Here is an 18,428-nt window from a genome sequence, read left to right on the forward strand (position 1 = left end):
CATCTAGTCCCGCCTTTGAAGAGTGGGATCCAGGAAACTCTGTGTTTCCGACAACATGATAGAATGAAACGGGTTCCACCGCATGCGCAGCACGTCACCGGCTGGAATTTCCGAAATCCCGCGTTCTCCGCGCAGCGCAAGTGCGCCCAACTGAAGCCTGGAGATTTCCGGCTGCGGGATTATTCCGTAGAGCGGGTCTTCCGCGGAGAACGGGAGCGAGATGTGCGCCAGTGAGAAAACGCCGCGTGGCCAGGAGAGGTCTAAGCGTTGCACAGCCGGTTCAGTGGCACCGGGACCATACGTGTTCAAGACGGTCTTCCGGTCTGATGGCGCTGCGTTGGTGATAACGCGCAAGGTGTAGGTGCGGGCTGTGTCAGTCACAAGCGGGTCCAGAAAATCTGAGGCATCATCGGAGAGCAACGGACGTTTTGTGAGAAACTGATTTGTGTCGAACAAAAGCAGTTCCGATCCGTTTTCAGGCAGCTTGGCATAGAGATTTGAAATCATATCCCGGGTGATCACCGTCGCATCGACTGCGGATGAAAAGCCAAGGATTGGTGGCAGTGCGGCAACCGATCCATCCGCCGTAGCCGCATCCATGCGCGATCTAATCTCCATCGTCAGCTGGTGGGTGACATAGCCGGCATTGATGGCAAAGGACGTGTATTTGTAAGGATCGTATTCCGGTCCGAGAGAACTCCAGGCAAGACGCTGGACACCCAGAATATGGCCAAGCTGAATTGCGATTGGCGCGTAGGCCGCAGCCGGTGTGACCCCGATTGCAGGCGACAGAAGGATAATCCGGTCGATCTTCGCAAGAGACGGGTCCCCCAACTGCCGGAGTGCGTGCACGACCGAAAGGGCGCCGCCATTGGAGTAGCCGACGGCAAAAAGCGGTTTGTCCGGCTGCATCGCCTTCAGATGTTTGGCAGCGAGCGCGGTCGCGGAAATCATGTCCTCAGCTTTGGTTTCCAGAAGACCGGCCGGGGCCGTGCCATGTCCCGGCAGGCGGAGTCCGAGCACGTTGGCCCCGGCTTCATGCAAGGATCGCCCTATCTCTCGCAGGCTGTAGGGGGAATCCGACATTCCGTGGAGCAAGAGGACGGAGGCAATGGGGCTTTCGGTTTCAAATAAAAACGACCGGTTCCAATTCCGCGGCCAGGTCAGCGGATTTGAAACGCTGTCAGGCTGGAAACGATTGACTTCATCCTTGGGGCCGAAACTGAGTTTGGAGATCAACTCGTCCTGGAGTTCGGCAAACAGCCGGTCCTCCATGGCAAGGTAGTCGGTAAAGGAGCTGACGGGGCTGTCTGCCGTATAATCCTCGTCGAGGTGGACCGTGTGCCAGGGCTCCAGATCCGACAGGCTGTTCAAATAGAAGATCGCAACAGCGATGATCGCGACGATGCCGCCAAGAACCGTGAACCCGGCAAACTTGAGGGCGCGTATCAGAGGGCGGTGGACAAACTTCAACATTTCTACCTCAACAACCTGACGCAACCGACCCGAGCTGTTGGGCCACCGTTTTGTGCCCGACGCAGTCCGATTCCGTTCAGAACCATCTGAAGGGGGCGGCTCAAGGCTGTCAAATATCTGCGGTGTTCGGTTTGCCCATGAAGGCCTCGACGGTCCGGCCAATTCAGACTAAACAAGCCGAAGCAAACATTGGGGATATCATGAAGTCGACCAATCCGGTTTTCACCGGCATTCAGACCACTGTTTTTGAAACCATGTCGCGCCTTGCGATGGCGCATGGGGCCGTCAATCTCGGTCAAGGCTTTCCGGATGTCGATGGACCGGAAGACATTCGCGAGACGGCCGCCAAAGCCTTGATGGAAGGGCCGAACCAGTATCCGCCCATGCTCGGACTTCCGGAGTTGCGGCAGGCGGTCGCCGATGCCAACAACCGATTTTATGGCCTTGAGATCGATCCACAGACCGAAGTGCTTGTGACATCAGGGGCAACCGAGGCCCTGTCGGATGCGATCATGTCGCTTGTCTCTCCGGGGGACGAGGTGGTTTTGATCGAACCACTTTATGATTGTTATCTTCCGCTGGTGGAACGCGCCGGTGGCATCGCGGTTCGCGTCCGTGTGACTCCTCCGCACTGGCATCTGGATGAAGACGCTCTGAAAGCTGCATTCTCGGACAAGACCAAAGCCGTTTTGATCAACAACCCGATGAACCCGACCGCAAAGGTTTTCTCAGACGCCGAGCTTGGTCTGATCGCAGACCTCTGCAAACAGCATGATGCCTATGCAATCTGTGATGAAGTTTACGAGCATCTGGTGTTTGGCGGCCACAAGCACCGGCCATTGATGACGTTTGAAGGCATGCGCGAGCGGACGATCCGGATTGGGTCGGCGGGCAAGACATTCTCTTTGACAGGATGGAAAGTCGGTTACATCACCGGACCGGCGTCTATGCTGGATCCGATCGCGAAGGCCCACCAATGGACCACGTTCACCACTCCGCCGAACCTGCAAAAGGCCGTGGCCTATGGGATCGGCAAGGATGACAGCTACTATCAAGGACTTGCAGATGATTTGAGCGCAAAGCGGGACCGCATGGCAAAAGGCCTCTCCGCGCTGGGCTTCGAGGTGCTTCCCTGTGCGGCGACCTACTTCCTGACCTGCGGGATCACAGGGACCGGGTTGGGTGACAATGATGTCGAAGCCTGTGAGATCCTGGTGAAAGAGGCTGGTGTTGCTGCAGTTCCTGTGTCGGCGTTTTATGGCTCGGACGCGCCGACCGGCTTCATCCGTTTTTGCTTCTGCAAACAGGACACGGTGATTGACGAGGCCCTGGAACGCCTATCGCGCTTTTTGACTGCGGCGCGCGCCGAATCCGCATAAAATCTCAATCAATTCAGACCGAGCGAAACGAGACCTTGATGACCAATCCTGCCCTTGTGGACGTGACCCGCGGCCAGCTGACTGAAAGCCTGCATCGCGGCAGCGTCGCGGTTGTTGATGCCGATGGTAAGTTGGTGTGCGGTGTTGGTGATTTCGAGGCTCGCGTCTTTCCGCGCTCTGCAATCAAGGCTCTGCAAGCCATCCCGCTTGTGGAATCCGGTGCCGCCGAGGCGTTGGATCTCAGCGACGCAGAACTGTCGCTTGCCTGCGCCTCGCATAATGGCGAGGAGGTTCACGCCAATTCCGCGCGTGTCATGTTGATGAAGGCGGGTCTCAACGAGGATGATCTGGAATGTGGGCCTCAGTGGCCAAAGCGGATGGAGGACGCCGCAAAACTCATTCTGGCCGATGAAACACCCTGCGGGCTGCACAACAATTGCTCGGGAAAACATGCCGGTTTTCTAGGCCTTGCCAAGGTCATGGGTGTTGAAACGAAAGGGTACGTTGAGCCGTCCCACCCGGTGCAACGCGAAATCCGGAACGTAATGGAGCAAATGACCGGCGACGTCGTTTCGGAAGACGTTTGCGGTACCGACGGATGCTCAATCCCGACCTACGCGTCACCGCTGAACAGCTTTGCCCGCGCATTTGCGGCCTTCGGGACGGGCGAGGGGCTGGAGCCGCTCCGCCAGGACGCAGCGCAACGCATTTTCGACGCCTGTATCAATGAGCCCTACATGGTCGCTGGTGCAGACCGCTTCTGCACCAAGGTCATGGAAGGCTTACGCGGACGTGTTTTTGTGAAAACCGGTGCGGAAGGCGTTTTCTGCGCTTCGATCCCCGAGCTCGGATATGGCGTTGCCTTGAAGTGCGACGACGGCGCGACCCGGGCCGCCGAAGTCATGATGGCAACCGTGCTCGAAGTGATGCTGGAGCTTGATGAGGCCGAGGCAAAGCTCCTGGATGGTCTGGTCAACCCGCCGGTCCTGACGCGCCGGGGTGCGGAGGCAGGTGTTATCCGGCCGCGCAGCGAATTCCTTCAGATGCTCAAAGAGGCTTTGCCGGCCAACTGACGCGGCAGTGCACGGCCCTAGACTGGTTTGCTCATCCGGACCTTGTTGCCAGAACGTCCGGTCTCTGCCCAGCCGAGATGCGCGTAAAGTGTAACGTTTTCGGGCATTCCGATATGCGTTGCCAGCTGGATCTCTATTGCGCCCATGTCCCGAGCGTGGGTTTCGATCACCTCTATGAGTTTTCGTCCGGCACCGCGTCCACCGTATTCCGGATCGACTGCGATGTTGACGAGCTGAGCCGTCTCGCCATTAACCGCCAAGACCACACATCCGATGATGTTTTCGTCGGTTTCAGCCACATAAACCACGTTGTCCGTAATCTCGGATTCTAACCCTGCGGAAACATCGGGCAGGTCGCTGAGCCTCGCCTTTACCGGTGCATAGGCACGATCGATGCACTGTTTCAGCGCATTCACGTCTTGCAAATTTGCTCTGCGAATGGCTGGGTCTTGGTTTGTTATTGTCATTGGAGTTCCAAAATGGTGGCGCGCGCCGGTCTGTCCTATCGTTTCACTCATGCTATCACCCGCAAGCCGGCAGACAGTGTCGCGAACGGGTTGCGGGCTGTGGACACAGGTGATCCCAGCGGTGACGCCTTTCGCGCAGAACATGAGCTCTACGTCAAGGCATTGCAAGACGCAGGGCTGACCGTCGACGTATTGCCTCAATTGGAAGCCTATCCGGACAGTTGTTTTGTTGAGGATCCGGCCTTTTGCCTTCCTGAAGGTGCGATCCAATTGCGCCCTGGTACGGCAAGCCGCGAGGGCGAAGGCAAGGAAATTCGAGCAGCGCTCGATGCACGTTTCGACAAGGTCGTTGAATTGCCGGGTATCGGCTACGTTGATGGCGGCGACATCCTGATGCTGGACGATGTGATCCTGATCGGGCTTTCTGCGCGCACCAACCGGGAAGGTGCAGACGCGTTCGCACAACTCCTCAAAGAGTGGGGTTATAACGCAGAGGTCTGCGAAACGCCGGAAGGTGTACTCCACTTCAAGACAGCCTGCTCGACCCTTGGTGAGGGCGTCATTCTGGCAACTGAAGTGATGGCGAAAAGTGGGTTCTTCGGCGAGCGGAAAGTCGTCGTTGTGCCGGACGGGGAAGACTATGCGGCCAACGTGATCCGTGTGAACGAAGTTGTTCTGGTGCCGGAAGGCTATCCCAAAACCCTTGCAGCCATCGAAGCTGCTGGTTTCAAGACGGTTGTTCTTCCAACGCACGAGGCGCGCAAAGTGGATGGTGGTTTGTCCTGCTTGTCCTTGCGATTCGCCAGCAAAGCAGCCTAACGCTGGATTACTGTCAGATGTAACAAGGCGCAGATCCTGCTGCTCAGGGTCTGCCGCTTTGGAGAAACCGGTGTTTAAATCAATCGGGGCCACGGTTTTCCGATTGACTGTGAAATACGTGATTTTGCGTATGGAAAGGTTTTGGCATTCGAAAATACTGAAAGGTATTCGGGATTACGTCAGGTGGGGACCGGTGGGGGTCTTTGTCCCGGGGAGACATATGCGTGCCGACCTTTTGGTTTCGGATCAGTGAAATAGCCTTGGTGGCAGGGCTTTATGTCCTGACTGCACGGTTGGGGCAAACGCTTGCTATTCCTCCAGGCAATGTCACCCCGGTCTGGATGCCATCCGGATTGATGCTCACCTGGGCGCTTCTGCGCGGGCCGCACATCTGGCCGGGTGTGATCTTGGGTGCATTCCTGGGCAACGTCTGGGCGTATGCTGATTTTTCGTCGTTTGGTTCGGCTGTTCAGGTGCTCCTCGCTGGCATTTCCAATGGCATTGGCGATGTATTGGCATCGGTTGGATGCAGCATCGTGCTTCATCGCTATTTCCGCCCTTTTCGAATGTTCCAGAGTGTCTCTACTGCGTCCGCCTTTTTGGTGATTGGTGTTGCAGGCGGTGCGGCGGTCAGTGCCCTTATTGGCGTGTCGGGGCTGTTGGCAGCCGGTCTCATCGATGCGCAAAACTACGGCAATACATTTGCGACCTGGTTTACCGGCGATGCGATCGGTGTCTTGGCAATCACACCGTTTGCGCTTGCTGTTTATCTATCCGAAAAGACAGAACGCGTTTTGCCGGGTTTCGAGACAGTCGTCAATTTCCTCTTGATCCTGTCCGCCATTTACATTGCGTTTTGGAGCGATGTCGGCGGTCTGATGCAGAGTTTCGAACTCGCGGTCTTGCCGGTCTTGCTCATGTGGGCCTCCCTGCGCCTCAGCCGGATCTATATCTCTTTCGCGTTGTTGTTCTTGATTGGTGGCATCATTGTTCCGACCGCGCTGGGCCAGGGGCCTTTGCAGGGCATCGACAGGAACACCACCCTGATCAACACGCAGCTTCTGCTGGGAGTGATTGGCGTCCTGGTCCTGACCCTTCATGCAACGCGCGAACAGGTTCGCCAGCAGGTCCGGCATCTGGAACATGTCAAAGATACGCTCGACCAGAAAGTCCGTGAGCGGACTGCCGAACTGGAAGAGGCCAAGAGGAAAGCCGAAGAACTGGCGTCGACGGACGCTTTGACGGGTGCTCCGAACCGGCGCGTTTTCTTGAAACGTGGAAACGAGGAACTGAACCGTGCCATTCGCGGCGGCGAAGATGCCTGCGTGATCATGTTCGATCTGGACCACTTCAAGGAAGTGAACGACACCTATGGGCACCAAATTGGAGATCGGATCCTGAAGGATTGTGCTGCGGTGACGATGGGCTTCGTTCGCAATTACGATCTGTTCGGTCGGATTGGCGGGGAAGAGTTTGCAGTATTCTTGCCCAATACCACCGTATCAGGCGGGCAGAATGTTGCAGAGAAACTGCGTCAGGCCTTTTTGGAAAGGTCGGTGTCCAGTCACAAACTCAACTACACAGCAAGTTTCGGGATCAGTCCGGTTTTGGAAAAAGACCGGGCACTATCGATGGTTCTGCGCCGGGCCGATTTGGCTATGTACCGCGCAAAGGCAAACGGACGAAATTGTGTGGTGGTGTATGAGCCGTCACTGGAGGATAAAACCACGGGTGAAGGCTCTCCAACCCCTGCGTAAAACTCGCCTCTATGCGCTCGCTCAACTCCAGATCTGGTTGCTGTGCACCGTCAAATTGGAGAATTCGGACGTGCCGTTGAGTTCACCCGTCGCCCGCTCAAGCCAGCGGAACCCATTGATGGAGCCTTGCTTGGCGCCCTGAACGATGTTGTTCGTAATGACCGCAGGCCCGGCGCCGTCGGCAACGCTTACTGCAATTCCTATGTTGCAGTCCCGCAAGACGTTCTGTGATGCAATGATGTTGCGCATATACGGGCCCCAGCCGAGCAGCATGCCGTATTTCGGAACGCCCTCAATGACGTTGCCGGTTATAGTCGTATCGGCTTCGGCGGCAATCCCGATACCAAACCCGGCGACATCCGGCGGATAGGGGCCTGTGTCCTTAATGTTCCGGATAAGGTTTCCCGAGCAAACAGCGAGCCTCCCGTCGTCAGCGAAATTGGCAATGGAGATGCCAATCGTGCCGCCGTCCGCGATGTTGTTGGCGATCACCGCGCCTTGGAAACCAAATTCGCTGTAAATGGCAGTCTCACCAGACCGCAAACAGGAGTTCCCGATGATCTGGATGTTGGATCCGGCATTGGAGCGGATCGCGGAAAAGGCACAGTCGGCCACCCTGTTGTTGGAGACAACAACACCGGCAGCCCGAAACACGTTGATGCCATTGCCGAACTGACCGGTGCCGCCATAGCGTGCGCTGATCCGTTCAACACGGTTGCCTGAAACAATCGTGCCGTCTTCGCCGTCCTGCCAGCGATGGATCCATATACCGCCATTGGCGCAGTCCGTTACGGTGTTGCCGATGATAGAGAGGCCGGTAGCCTCATTGGAGCGGATACCGGCTTCGGCAGCCCCAGATATCCGGGAATTCTCGATGCGGCCAGAGCATCGGTCGAGAAGGAGCCCGGATTTGGTTGACCCGGCGACTTCGCATTCGTCGATCGCCAGATTGCGGACCCCAATGAAGTGCAAGAGACCGTCCGTGAAGTCGCCGATGGAGCGGTTCGCTCCATCAAACGTAATTCCGGTAAGGCCGATGTTGCTGACCCCTTCTGCCCGGATGAGCTGGCCGCCGCCGCCCTGATAAACAAGGCGCGTCCGGCCCGGAACACCGACAATCAGTGTGCCGGACGGAAGACGTAAGTTTGCCACTGGATAGGTGCCCGCGGGCAGAAACAGGGCCCGGCCGCGTTCGACTGCCCGGTTGACGGCATTTTGAAACTGCGCGGTCTGGTCATTCGTGGCGTTGGGGATCAGACCAAGGTCAGCGGAATCGATCGAGCCGCGCAGATCCGCAACATCCATTGAAGCCCCAGCAGCTGTGCCGGAAAGACACAAAGCTGTCCCAGCAAGGAACGCCCGCCGGCTGGTCAGGACAGGCTTAAGGCATATTCTGGCGTCTTTTGGCACGGATCAGCTCCAAAACGGAAAATCGAGTTGTTTTGGAGTTCAAAAGAGCAAGCGGTGTGCCGAATGCGTGATGTTCCTGATTTTGACGCACTTTGTGCGGTTTGATATTCTTTGCCGGCTATGGGTGGAGGATCCGATAATGATTACCATTCAGGACTGCATCGGCATGTCCGATCTGGACGAGGCTGAAATCCTTGCTCTTGCCGAACACGAACATATCAGCGAAATCGCGGCGGCAGCACTCGGTGCTTATCTTCTGCATCAACCAAAGGGCGCGGATAAGATTGTGCGCATGATTGAGGACGACATTCGTGACGCCCTTGATCGTGGGGACAAGGCCCATGCGAAGGAATTGTTCATGGCGCTACGGCATTTTCTCCATGAGCACGCGGGAGAACTGAGCCGCAGGACAACTGCATTGAGCTGAAGGGGCTGATCGGCCGGCCGGGAAGTGCAGGGACGAGAAAGGCGGAGATGAGGCCATCTCCGCCTGTCGTAAGTTCTTGTCTTTTAGTTATTACAGCTCGGACGGATCGACGTTTTCGATTTCAGTCCACTTGTCGTCGCCTTTTTCGATGAAGCCGGCCGTGTCCTTGTTCCAACGCTCCTGAATGCTTTCGGACAGGTTCAGATAAAGCTTGCCATCAACGATTTTCCAGAGGTCCGGATCGCCATCTACCTTCACGCCCATCGCGGTGCCAAAGGCACAGAACCCGCCGTATTGCGGCAGATACTTCTCAGGGTTCTTCTCAAAAAGGTCTTTGTTTTCTTCAGAGGTAAACCGGTAGGTCGCACCGTTGTGGACCGACGTGATGGAGAAATCGCCATCTTTCGGAGCGCCGTTGGTGAAATAGGAAACCGGGTCAACGCCGCGCAGAGCCAGGCCGGTGACGGTTGCGTTGACATCAACACCTGCAGCGAAGGCGCTGGATACGAGAGTGCCGGCAACAACAGCAGCAGCAACGGTGCCGCGGATCAGATTAGCAAACATGTTTTTTAAACTCCAAGGAAAGACAGGGTAATCGGCAAGGGAGTTCGTTTCGAAAATAAGGAACCAAATGGTTCCAAACTTATCAAAAAAATTTGCCCTCACCGGTGAACCCAAATTGGGAATTTGGGTGATCATCTGCAAAGCACGAAGCGGTGAGCGGTTTGTGAGATCTTGAGAGCACCCATCTAAAAGACGATGGTGTCCTGGCGATCGGTACCCGATCATCCTTGCAAACCGCCCGAAAGGTGCCGATGTTTGGAAGGCAGCTAAAGGAGGCTGACCAAGCCGATGGCAAGACCAAGGGAATTTGAGACAGATGCAGCACTGGACAGTGCCATGAGCCTGTTCTGGGACCTTGGCTATGAGGAAGCGTCTCTTGCCCGTCTTCTGAAGACCATGAAGATCACAAGGGGATCGTTCTATAAGGCGTTCAAGGACAAACACGCGGTCTATCTGGCAACGCTGGACCGCTATGATCGACAGGTCGTGTCTTCGACGGTTGCTTTTTTGGGTAACCCCGAAAACGGGTCCGGTCGGGACCGCATCCTCAGCCTTCTGACAAATATCGCGGACATGGCCGAGACAGACGGCGACCGGCTCGGCTGCTTTTTATGTAACGCCATGGCAGATAAGGGAGCGCAAGGCGGGAAGATCGAACAGAGGTTGCAGGCTATGGCCATGAGGCTGGAAGCGGCCTTTCAAAAAGCCCTGGAAGATGATTTGACCCCGTCAGATTGTAAGGGCAACCGCGCCGGAGAAACAGCGCGGGCCCTGTTGGCGCTTTACTTTGGAATGCGTGTTTTGGGACGCGCCGGTCTCGCTGGCCGAATGGCGCGGGATTGCGTCACGCAAGCCGAAAACCTGATTGCCGGTATTACCGCATCCGGCGGGCGAGTTCCTGCAGCAGACTAACCGCAGCATTCTCAACCAAGGCAAGGGACGGGCGTGGATCCCATCTCGTCCGCGGTAGCGGCGGAACGTGGACGAAAATGCTCGGGATGCCGGACCCGATGGAATCCCACAGCGTGGCATTGCAAAGGTACGTCCCCGCATTCTGAGACACCTTTGTTGAGGCTCCCGATTGCCGCGCCGCTGTGGCCAGATGTCCGGCGGGAAGAGTTGCAGTACGCGCACGTTCGCCCTTCGGGTCGAGCTCCGGATTTGCGGGGCCTTTTCCGGCACTGTCGAACCGGACTTGAATGGCCTTGTTGACCGCACGGTTTTCAACATTAATGTCCTTCCGGGTGCCATCAACGCCGAAATGCACGATGGCATCTGGCTGGACCTCGCGGCGCAGCGCATCCGTAACACTTGAGCGGGCCTCCCAGGTCGTCGGCAGGACATCAAAGTGATAGGCGACGCCGTGCTGATGCACACCTAGCCGCTTCGGGAGCCGTTTCATAAGGAGTTGCGTCGGATTGACAGGGGCCCCTGGAAAGGGGGTGAAACCGGTTACAAGTATCGTTTTTTGAGTATTCTTCATAAATCAAATCAATTGTTTAAGCCCATGAGGGTGGATAATTCATCAACGGCTACGGACACCGCCGTGGTGCCGTCGCGCACATCTGCTTCCAAGGTCTTCAGCCGGTTGGCGGTCTTCTGATTTGTTTTCAGAGATTCCATCAGGCGTTGTTGCAGTGTATCCCACATCCATGAAACTTGCTGGTCTGCACGGCGTTTTTGCCATTCCCCGCTTGCGGTCATGCGCTCGCGGTAAACCGTGATCTGCTCCCACATATGGTCCAGACCTTCATTGGCAAGCCCGGAGATCGTGATCACAGGCGGGCTCCAGGTCGGCGTTTTCGGAGCAAGAATATGCAATGCGGCGCGGTAGTCAGAGGCTGCAGTTCTTGCCCTGGTGGCGCCATCGCCGTCGGCCTTGTTCACGGCAATCATATCGGCGATTTCCAGGACGCCCTTCTTAATGCCTTGGAGTTCGTCGCCCGCTCCAGGCAACATCAGCACAAGAAAGAAATCGACCATATCGGCAACCGTTGTCTCCGACTGTCCGATGCCAACGGTTTCGACGAGAATGACATCGAAACCGGCAGCTTCGCACAGGAGCATCGTTTCCCGTGTTTTGGCTGCAACGCCGCCTAATGTGCCAGCCGACGGCGACGGCCGGATAAAGGCATTCCGGTCGACGGCAAGGCGGGCCATGCGGGTTTTGTCGCCGAGAATAGAGCCCCCGGTGCGTGTGGAAGACGGGTCGACCGCCAGAACCGCGACCTTGTGGCCAGCTGCCGTGAGATTGGACCCGAAGGTGTCGATCGTGGTCGATTTCCCGGCGCCTGGAACGCCGGTGATGCCGACGCGAAGCGCCTTGCCGGTCCGAGGCAGGACTTCCTGCACCAGTTCCCGAGCGATCTTGCGATGCTCCGGTTTTTTGGATTCAACAAGCGTGATTGCGCGGGCAAGCGCAGCCCGGTTGCCTGATATCAGTTGTCCGGCAAGGTGCCTTGGATCGGGTAAGGTCCTATAAGTCATAGGACCATGGCTTTACGCCAAGAATCAGGAAAGGTCACCAGCAACGTTTGGACGAGGAATGCTCGCCGCAAAGGCTCCGGCATTCCTCAAACCAGTTCGTTTAGAGTCCGAACCTAGGTCTTTGGTGTCCAAAGGATGCGCTGCAACTGCGCGTCAAAGAGTTCCTGGGCTGGTGGCAGCACGTCGAACGGACCGGTGTATCCCGGTATTGCGTAGACCAGTTCGACATTCGGATGGCCGGTTGACTCGCAGATCGCCATACCCCGCCACAAGTTGCGTCCAATGCGGCAATCAGCGCGCGCGGTGCCGATCTCGGCGAAGGTCATTCCAATGCGCTCGCCATTAGGGCCCTGCAAATGGTGGGTGACACCATGAACGGTGCGCACCTTGCCATTCTGTCCCTTGAAAACCTGCAAGACTTGAAAACCGTCGGTATTAAAGGCGGCCAATGCCCATTCTGTGTTGTTTTCAACGGCGGTCTGAATGCCCTCGGTGGTAAAGCCGGGAAGGGAGGCCTCAATCGCTTTCGGTGCATAAGCCGTTTCTGCGGTGATGCCGCCAACCCGGTCTTCGGTGATTTGCAACAGGGTGACATTGGAAGTCCGGAACGCAGCTTCCGGGGCTGCAAGGTCCGCAGACGGCGTACAGGCTGTGGTCAGAAAAGCGGAAATCAAAAGGAACGCAACAATCGGCGCACGCATAAACAAGATACTCCATCGGCCATGGGAACAGGCAATTTCACGACGCGGGTTTTAGCATCACCAATGGGATCGAGGAAACCATCCGCTCGTCAGTTTTAACACTCTTCACAGGGCTTTTTGTCTCAATCAGCCGAACCGGCAGACGGCCTCGTGATCTCAGGTTTCGTCCTTCTTGATCCACTTGGGTGTCGATGGCGGAGAATATCGTTCAAACAGCGCAATGAGGTCTTCTGGCGCGCCCGCGATCTGCGCCATGTTCCGCATTTCTTTCTTGGTAAAGCCTTCCTGTGTCTGATGATCCAGGAAGGCAATCAGGTGGTCGTAATAGCCATTGATGTTGAGAAATCCGCAGGGTTTTTGATGGTAGCCGAGCTGGCCCCAGGTCCAGACCTCAAAGATCTCCTCCAGCGTGCCGACGCCGCCGGGCAGGGCGATAAAGCCATCCGACAGGTCCGCCATCATGGCCTTGCGCTCGTGCATGGACTTGACGAGGTGCAGTTCGGTTAGACCCTGGTGCTCGATCTCCTTTTCCTTTAGCGAATGCGGAAGAACGCCGATCACCTCGCCGTCAGCTTCCAGAGCTGCATCGGCAACGCTGCCCATCAGGCCAACCCGCGCCCCGCCATAGACCAGCCGCATGCCTCTGTCGGCAATGGCCTTACCGGTTGCTTTTGCCGCGTCGTTGTAGTCTTCCAGCGCGCCGTAACTTGACCCGCAGAACACGCAAATCGATTTCATCGTTTTCTCCGAACTGGGAAATCCGGCCGCCTCTTGGCGGCCGGGGACTTGAGCTCAACTTCAGTCCTTTGCAAGCTCATCGAGAACCCGCGCCCAGGACCGGATGCCCTTGTGGAAGCTCTTCAGGTTGTATTTTTCGTTCGGCGAGTGGATCTGGTCGTCCTCAAGGCCGAACCCGATCAGCAAGGAATCCATGCCGAGCATCCGCTTGAAATCACCAACAATCGGAATGGACCCGCCCATGCCGGTGAGCGCTGCGTCCTTGCCCCACTCATCTTTCAAGGCCTTTTTGCCTTTCTCCAGAACCGGCATCGCGAAGTCGAGCCGGAGCGCCGGGCTGCCGTCCTTGGAGATGAATTCGACCGAACAGTCTGCCGGGATCTTGGAGCGGACATAGGCGCGGAACGCGTCCTGGATCTTTTCCGGATCCTGATCGCCGACCAGGCGGAATGTGAATTTCGCATGGGCTTCGGCCGGAATGACGGTCTTCGTGCCTGCGCCCTGGTAGCCGCCCCACATGCCGTTGACCTCACAGGTCGGGCGGGTCCACAGGTGCTCTAGCGGGGTGCGGTCGTTTTCGCCGCGTGGGTATTTCAGGCCGACATCGCCGAGGAACTCCTCGACATTAAAGCCGAGCTTGTCCCACATCGCCGTGACCTCTTCCGGCATGTCGATGACGCCGTCATAAAAGCCCGGCAACGTGATCTTGCCGTTCTCATCGTGGAGTCCTGCAATGATGTTGGCAACGATGTGGTTCGGGTTTTGCGCCGACCCGCCATAAGACCCGGAGTGCAGGTCTCTACTGGCGGCCTTGACGATGATTTCGTCGCCGACCATGCCGCGCAGCATGACGGAAATCGCCGGAGTATCGGCGTCCCATTGACCTGTGTCACACACCAGCGCCATATCACAGGAAAGCTCGTCCTTGTTGGCTTCCAGGAACGGATGCAGGGACGGGGAGCCGGATTCTTCCTCGCCCTCGAACAGGATGGAGACATCGACCGGCAGATCTCCGGTTTCAGCGATGAAGGCGCGGGCCGCTTCCACGAAGGTCATCAGCTGGCCTTTGTCATCCGCAGCACCGCGCGCAACGATGATCTTGGTCCCGTCTTCCTTCGTTTCGATCGCAGGGTCGAACGGATCCCTGTTCCAAAGGTTCAGCGGATCGACCGGCTGGACATCGTAGTGGCCGTAAAACAGAACATGCGGACCCGGCTTACCGGATTTGCGATGTCCGACGACCATCGGATGGCCTTCCGTATCGCGCACGGAGGCCTCAATCCCGATGTCGTTCAATTCTTTCGCCAGCCACTCGGCAGCTTCCCGGCACGGGGCCTTGAATTCCGGGTCGGTGGAGATGGACTTGATTTTGAGGAGTTCAAACAGGCGATCGAGACTGTTGTCCAGGTCGGCATCAATGCGCGCCAATACCTTGTCGATGGAACTCATGACATGTCCTTAAATTATGAAACAGGATGTGAAAGGCCGGCTCACAAGCGGCCTTGAGAAGGGCATAAAAGGCCACAAGATCGGGCGGGGCGCAATGCGTTTTCCTTAAGCGCTTGCCGCCGCTGGGGAAGTCTTGAGACCATTGCGGGCGGTGACCATAACCTCCACGCGGGTTGGCCCGACCACATCTTCAAGCCGCCCTGATACCTTGTCCTTGAAAAGGTCGACGTCATGGGCCTCGATGGGCTTCAGCGGATCAATGTAGATGGCGGCATAATGCATGCGCCCGGCTTGCAGCACCGCAACCCGATGCAGCTTGTAACCATGTTCTTTTGCAAGATCGCGGGCAACGCGGGATACCTTCGAGTAAGTCTTTCGTGGCGCGCTGGTGCCGGACAGGTCGGCCAGGGTGGAGCGGAACGAAGAGAGTGGCTGCCAAATGATCACCAGGATCAGCAGCACCACAATCACCGCGTCGCCAATCGGCACATAGGGTCCAAGCGGCGTGTCTTGCAAGAAGGGCAGAGACAGGAGTGCAGCGCCAGTGCCAACGCTCAAGGCCCCGTCAATCATGGCGGCCCGGGATTCGGTTTTCAGCACCGCGCTGCGCTGGCCGGTCTTGCGGTATGCGCGGTGATAATTGACGGCAAGGGCAAGACAGATTGCCACAATGACCACCGAGTAGATGACTATCGGTCCGAAGACCAACTCTGGCACGTCGCCGCCAGTGAAGAAGGTCCAGATCTTGGTACCTGAGACAAAGCCTGCAAAGACCAGGATGCCGATCAAAATGAGACTGCGAAAGGTAACATAAAGCACCTCATCGAAGTCATGCCCCCACGGGCGGCTGCGGGTGGCGGGAAGACCGACGCGTGCGCCAATCCGTGCAGCAGCAATCGCCGAAACGAAGTTGACGGCCGAATAAAGCCCATCCACGAGCATGGCGTCCGAGCGCGACAGCCAGGAGGCCAGAATGCCGGCAAACGCCATGAACAGGTTCGACCATTTCCCGACGGTCAAGGCACGCTGCTCGATCAGCAGTTCCGGGGACGCCATCGCCGTTTCTCCGTTCTTATCAATTGCCGCGTTTCAAGGATCCCATCAGACCGCGCACGAGGGCACGTCCAAGCGATGTACCGAAGCTTCGGGCAGCTGACTTCAAACCGGCTTCGAAAGCCGTGTCTCGCTGGCTGCGCCGCTGCGTCCGCCGCTGGCGGCTCTGCCGGCGTGGACGGTCGTCACGTCCAAAATCCGGCAATTGAAAACCCGAACGCGTGCGGCGCGGTTCGCCGTGTTTTTCCGCGAACTTATCGTCCTTTTCCGCCTGCCTTTGCTCCATCCGCTGGGTCTCTTCGGCCCGGTTCATCAGAACTTCATAGGCAGATACCCGATCTCTTTGACGCTCATAGAGCCCGAAGACGGGGCTGGACTGGATTAAGGTCCTTCGTTCCGCTTGGGTGATTGGCCCGAGTTGTGAACAGGGCGGCCGGATCAGCGTGCGCTGAACGATGGAGGGAATGCCTTTGCCTTCCAGCGTCGAGACCAGTGCTTCGCCAACGCCAAGTTCGGTAATGACACGTTCGGTATCGAGATCCGGGTTGGGCCGGAAGGTTTCGGCGGCCGCCCGCACTGCCTTTTGATCGCGCGGCGTGAACGCGCGCAGGGCATGCTGGATCCGGTTGCCGAGCTGCGCCAGCACAGTCTCGGGGATGTCCAGCGGGTTCTGTGTCACGAAATAGACCCCGACCCCCTTTGAGCGGATCAGGCGCACCACCTGTTCCACTTTTTCCAGAAGCGCTTTGGGAGCGCCGTTGAACAAAAGATGCGCTTCGTCGAAGAAGAAGACGAGCTTCGGCTTGTCCGGATCTCCAACTTCAGGGAGTTCTTCAAAAAGTTCGGAGAGCAGCCAAAGCAGGAACACGGCATAAAGACGCGGCGCCGTCATTAGCTTGTCGGCAGCCAGGATATTCACCATGCCGCGGCCGTCCGGAGCGGTGCGGATGAAGTCGCGGATGTCGAGCGCCGGTTCACCGAAGAAATGCTCGCCACCCTGACGCTCCAGAACCAACAGTCGACGCTGGATGGCACCAATCGAGGATTTCGAGACGTTGCCATAGACGGTGGACAGCTCGGAGGCCCGCTCGGCCACATGGGTCAGCATGGCCCTCAAATCCTTCAGATCGAGGAGCAGCAGACCTTCGTCATCGGCGAGCTCGAATAGGACATTAAGCACGCCTTCCTGGGTGTCGTTCAGCTCCAAAAGCCGGGCCAGGAGCAGGGGGCCGATTTCCGATACGGTCGTACGGATCGGATGGCCTTGTTTGCCGAGCAGATCCCAAAAGGCCGTCGGTACGGCCTCATAGTCGTAGGTCATGTCGATCCCGACTTCTTTGGCACGCTTTTCCAGGAAGTCCTTGGAGGTGCCGGCTGCTGCCAGACCCGAAAGATCCCCTTTGATATCGGAGCAGAACACCGGCACTCCGGCTTTGGAAAATCCTTCTGCAAGGATCTGCAGCGAAACGGTTTTGCCGGTTCCGGTTGCCCCGGCAATCAGGCCGTGGCGGTTGGCCAGTTTCAATGAAAGCGTTTCATCCTTGCCGCTGTATCCAACAAAAATCTGACTGTCCTTACTCACATTCGTCCCCCGAATCCGTCCCTTACGGAAACAACCTAGCCCAGTCTTTTGAAAATTGCGCGTGTTAGACCAAATGCCGTCGACGAAGCTGTCATCGAGCCTGTATAGGGAGGCAACTTCAAACTTGCCGGAGGTTCCCGGCGCAATCTTCAGGACGTGACAACATGCAAGAACTGATCAGCCGCATCATGGCAAGAGCGAGCATCGAACAGCAGCAGGCCGAGGATGGTCTTGGGATTATCCTGGGCTTTTTGAACAAGGAAGCACCGGCAGAAAAAATGCAGCAGGTGCTGGATGCTTTGCCGGGCGCTGCCGATCTTCTGGCCGCGCGCGCAGGAACCAGTGGCGGAGGCCTTCTGGGCGGCCTTGGCAACATGATGGGCGGCACCATGGGCGCGATGGCAGCGCTTAACGAGCTCAACAAAGCCGGGCTCGGCATGGGTGAAATACAAGGGCTTGTCAAAGAACTCGTCTCTTATGCTAAAGAAAAAGCCGGGGATGACGTTGTTGATGAGGTTATTGCGAAAATTCCGGGACTGAGCCAGATCGTCTAAGTGCCCCAGGGTTCGGCCGCCGGTGCAACGGGAGTGAATTGAGGATGTCTTATTCCATCGATGAGATCGAGGGCATCGGCCCGACTTATGCGGCCAAACTCGGCGAAATCGGCATCAAGACAACGGAAGCGTATCTTGAGCGGGCAAAGGACCCGAAGGGCCGCAAGGCTCTGGAAGAGGAAACCGGCATTGACGGCAAGCGCATCCTCAAATGGGCCAACATGGCCGATCTGATGCGCATCAGCGGCGTCGGCGAAGAGTATTCCGAACTTCTGGAAGCGGCCGGTGTGGACACCGTCAAGGAACTTAAGCACCGCAACGCGGCGAACCTCGCCGCGAAAATGAAAGAAGTGAACGACGAAAAGAGCCTCGTGCGACAGGTGCCGAGCGAGACCCAGGTCACCAAGTGGGTCGATCAGGCCAAGGACCTTGCGCCGATGATGACCTACTGATCGTTCCGGTCAGTCCATCTGTTTTGCAGCGGGGGCGCCA

Annotated in this window: 19 protein-coding genes; 8 read left to right on the forward strand and 11 right to left on the reverse strand. The window is 57.3% G+C overall.

The window, feature by feature from the left end:
* Positions 1-3 precede the first annotated feature (3 nt).
* Complete coding sequence (locus RBB44_RS23070) at positions 4-1,476, reverse strand: carboxylesterase (RefSeq protein ID WP_306150357.1); 1,473 nt, start codon at positions 1,474-1,476, stop codon at positions 4-6.
* A 200-nt stretch (positions 1,477-1,676) separates the two neighbouring features.
* Between RBB44_RS23070 and RBB44_RS23075 the strand changes: the two genes are divergently transcribed.
* Positions 1,677-2,855 carry an aminotransferase gene (locus tag RBB44_RS23075; protein WP_306150358.1) on the forward strand — a complete coding sequence of 393 codons (1,179 nt, stop codon included), beginning with the start codon at positions 1,677-1,679 and terminating at the stop codon, positions 2,853-2,855.
* A 38-nt stretch (positions 2,856-2,893) separates the two neighbouring features.
* Positions 2,894-3,928, forward strand: a complete 1,035-nt coding sequence (locus RBB44_RS23080; protein ID WP_306150359.1) for an asparaginase — start codon at positions 2,894-2,896, stop codon at positions 3,926-3,928.
* Positions 3,929-3,945: 17 nt separating this feature from the next.
* Here the strand turns inward: RBB44_RS23080 and RBB44_RS23085 are convergent, their stop codons facing one another.
* A complete protein-coding gene (locus tag RBB44_RS23085) occupies positions 3,946-4,395 on the reverse strand; it encodes a GNAT family N-acetyltransferase (protein WP_306150360.1) in 450 nt (149 codons plus the stop codon).
* Positions 4,396-4,407: 12 nt separating this feature from the next.
* On the opposite strand from RBB44_RS23085, the gene RBB44_RS23090 reads away from it, so the two are divergent.
* A complete protein-coding gene (locus tag RBB44_RS23090) occupies positions 4,408-5,214 on the forward strand; it encodes a dimethylarginine dimethylaminohydrolase family protein (protein ID WP_306150361.1) in 807 nt (268 codons plus the stop codon).
* 224 nt (positions 5,215-5,438) lie between these two features.
* On the forward strand, positions 5,439-6,971 hold the full coding sequence (locus RBB44_RS23095) for a diguanylate cyclase (RefSeq protein ID WP_306150362.1): 1,533 nt from the start codon (positions 5,439-5,441) through the stop codon (positions 6,969-6,971).
* Between the two features lie 21 nt (positions 6,972-6,992).
* Here RBB44_RS23095 and RBB44_RS23100 read toward each other — a convergent pair whose 3' ends face one another.
* Positions 6,993-8,345, reverse strand: a complete 1,353-nt coding sequence (locus RBB44_RS23100; RefSeq protein ID WP_371932348.1) for a TIGR03808 family TAT-translocated repetitive protein — start codon at positions 8,343-8,345, stop codon at positions 6,993-6,995.
* A 175-nt stretch (positions 8,346-8,520) separates the two neighbouring features.
* Here RBB44_RS23100 and RBB44_RS23105 point away from each other — a divergent pair, with 175 nt between their 5' ends.
* Positions 8,521-8,808, forward strand: coding sequence for a hypothetical protein (locus RBB44_RS23105; RefSeq protein WP_133952967.1), 288 nt, complete (start codon positions 8,521-8,523; stop codon positions 8,806-8,808).
* A gap of 90 nt (positions 8,809-8,898) precedes the next feature.
* On the opposite strand, the gene RBB44_RS23110 is transcribed toward RBB44_RS23105, so the two are convergent.
* Positions 8,899-9,372: a YHS domain-containing (seleno)protein gene (locus RBB44_RS23110; protein ID WP_133952966.1), complete on the reverse strand. Its 474-nt coding sequence runs from the start codon at positions 9,370-9,372 to the stop codon at positions 8,899-8,901.
* A gap of 288 nt (positions 9,373-9,660) precedes the next feature.
* On the opposite strand from RBB44_RS23110, the gene RBB44_RS23115 reads away from it, so the two are divergent.
* The gene (locus RBB44_RS23115) at positions 9,661-10,284 is read left to right on the forward strand and encodes a TetR/AcrR family transcriptional regulator (protein ID WP_306150364.1); all 624 of its coding nucleotides are present in this window, start codon (positions 9,661-9,663) and stop codon (positions 10,282-10,284) included.
* Here the strand turns inward: RBB44_RS23115 and RBB44_RS23120 are convergent.
* The 7 genes from RBB44_RS23120 to RBB44_RS23150 all read right to left on the reverse strand — a co-directional run bounded on the left by RBB44_RS23120 (position 10,247) and on the right by RBB44_RS23150 (position 17,382).
* Entirely contained in the window at positions 10,247-10,855 is a 609-nt protein-coding gene (locus tag RBB44_RS23120; protein ID WP_306150366.1) for a peptidase C15, read from the reverse strand. The genes RBB44_RS23115 and RBB44_RS23120 overlap by 38 nt on opposite strands.
* A gap of 8 nt (positions 10,856-10,863) precedes the next feature.
* Complete coding sequence (gene meaB, locus RBB44_RS23125; protein ID WP_306150367.1) at positions 10,864-11,859, reverse strand: methylmalonyl Co-A mutase-associated GTPase MeaB; 996 nt, start codon at positions 11,857-11,859, stop codon at positions 10,864-10,866.
* 113 nt (positions 11,860-11,972) lie between these two features.
* The gene (locus RBB44_RS23130; RefSeq protein WP_306150368.1) at positions 11,973-12,560 is read right to left on the reverse strand and encodes a DUF1131 family protein; all 588 of its coding nucleotides are present in this window, start codon (positions 12,558-12,560) and stop codon (positions 11,973-11,975) included.
* Between the two features lie 156 nt (positions 12,561-12,716).
* Entirely contained in the window at positions 12,717-13,298 is a 582-nt protein-coding gene (locus tag RBB44_RS23135; RefSeq protein ID WP_306150369.1) for a TIGR00730 family Rossman fold protein, read from the reverse strand.
* Between the two features lie 60 nt (positions 13,299-13,358).
* On the reverse strand, positions 13,359-14,747 hold the full coding sequence (locus tag RBB44_RS23140; RefSeq protein WP_306150370.1) for a dipeptidase: 1,389 nt from the start codon (positions 14,745-14,747) through the stop codon (positions 13,359-13,361).
* Between the two features lie 105 nt (positions 14,748-14,852).
* Complete coding sequence (locus RBB44_RS23145) at positions 14,853-15,803, reverse strand: cation transporter (RefSeq protein ID WP_306150371.1); 951 nt, start codon at positions 15,801-15,803, stop codon at positions 14,853-14,855.
* Positions 15,804-15,822: 19 nt separating this feature from the next.
* The gene (locus tag RBB44_RS23150) at positions 15,823-17,382 is read right to left on the reverse strand and encodes a helicase HerA-like domain-containing protein (RefSeq protein WP_306150372.1); all 1,560 of its coding nucleotides are present in this window, start codon (positions 17,380-17,382) and stop codon (positions 15,823-15,825) included.
* Between the two features lie 104 nt (positions 17,383-17,486).
* Between RBB44_RS23150 and RBB44_RS23155 the strand changes: the two genes are divergently transcribed.
* Both RBB44_RS23155 and RBB44_RS23160 read left to right on the forward strand, forming a co-directional pair.
* Entirely contained in the window at positions 17,487-17,936 is a 450-nt protein-coding gene (locus tag RBB44_RS23155; protein ID WP_306150375.1) for a DUF2780 domain-containing protein, read from the forward strand.
* Between the two features lie 44 nt (positions 17,937-17,980).
* Entirely contained in the window at positions 17,981-18,388 is a 408-nt protein-coding gene (locus RBB44_RS23160; protein WP_209173100.1) for a DUF4332 domain-containing protein, read from the forward strand.
* Positions 18,389-18,428 lie beyond the last annotated feature (40 nt).

The organism is Roseibium sp. MMSF_3247 (assembly GCF_030733765.1).
Lineage (GTDB): Bacteria > Pseudomonadota > Alphaproteobacteria > Rhizobiales > Stappiaceae > Roseibium.

What these genes read in the sequence shown, in the direction of transcription:
- RBB44_RS23080 (WP_306150359.1), top strand. Translation starts at nt 2,894, where the DNA reads ATGACCAATCCTGCCCTTGTGGACGTGACCCGCGGCCAGCTGACTGAA.
- RBB44_RS23160 (WP_209173100.1), top strand. Translation starts at nt 17,981, where the DNA reads ATGTCTTATTCCATCGATGAGATCGAGGGCATCGGCCCGACTTATGCG.
- RBB44_RS23140 (WP_306150370.1), bottom strand. Translation starts at nt 14,747, where the DNA reads ATGAGTTCCATCGACAAGGTATTGGCGCGCATTGATGCCGACCTGGAC.
- RBB44_RS23145 (WP_306150371.1), bottom strand. Translation starts at nt 15,803, where the DNA reads ATGGCGTCCCCGGAACTGCTGATCGAGCAGCGTGCCTTGACCGTCGGG.
- meaB (WP_306150367.1), bottom strand. Translation starts at nt 11,859, where the DNA reads ATGACTTATAGGACCTTACCCGATCCAAGGCACCTTGCCGGACAACTG.
- RBB44_RS23130 (WP_306150368.1), bottom strand. Translation starts at nt 12,560, where the DNA reads ATGCGTGCGCCGATTGTTGCGTTCCTTTTGATTTCCGCTTTTCTGACC.
- RBB44_RS23115 (WP_306150364.1), top strand. Translation starts at nt 9,661, where the DNA reads ATGGCAAGACCAAGGGAATTTGAGACAGATGCAGCACTGGACAGTGCC.
- RBB44_RS23135 (WP_306150369.1), bottom strand. Translation starts at nt 13,298, where the DNA reads ATGAAATCGATTTGCGTGTTCTGCGGGTCAAGTTACGGCGCGCTGGAA.
- RBB44_RS23090 (WP_306150361.1), top strand. Translation starts at nt 4,408, where the DNA reads ATGGTGGCGCGCGCCGGTCTGTCCTATCGTTTCACTCATGCTATCACC.
- RBB44_RS23120 (WP_306150366.1), bottom strand. Translation starts at nt 10,855, where the DNA reads ATGAAGAATACTCAAAAAACGATACTTGTAACCGGTTTCACCCCCTTT.
- RBB44_RS23070 (WP_306150357.1), bottom strand. Translation starts at nt 1,476, where the DNA reads ATGTTGAAGTTTGTCCACCGCCCTCTGATACGCGCCCTCAAGTTTGCC.
- RBB44_RS23110 (WP_133952966.1), bottom strand. Translation starts at nt 9,372, where the DNA reads ATGTTTGCTAATCTGATCCGCGGCACCGTTGCTGCTGCTGTTGTTGCC.
- RBB44_RS23105 (WP_133952967.1), top strand. Translation starts at nt 8,521, where the DNA reads ATGATTACCATTCAGGACTGCATCGGCATGTCCGATCTGGACGAGGCT.
- RBB44_RS23085 (WP_306150360.1), bottom strand. Translation starts at nt 4,395, where the DNA reads ATGACAATAACAAACCAAGACCCAGCCATTCGCAGAGCAAATTTGCAA.
- RBB44_RS23075 (WP_306150358.1), top strand. Translation starts at nt 1,677, where the DNA reads ATGAAGTCGACCAATCCGGTTTTCACCGGCATTCAGACCACTGTTTTT.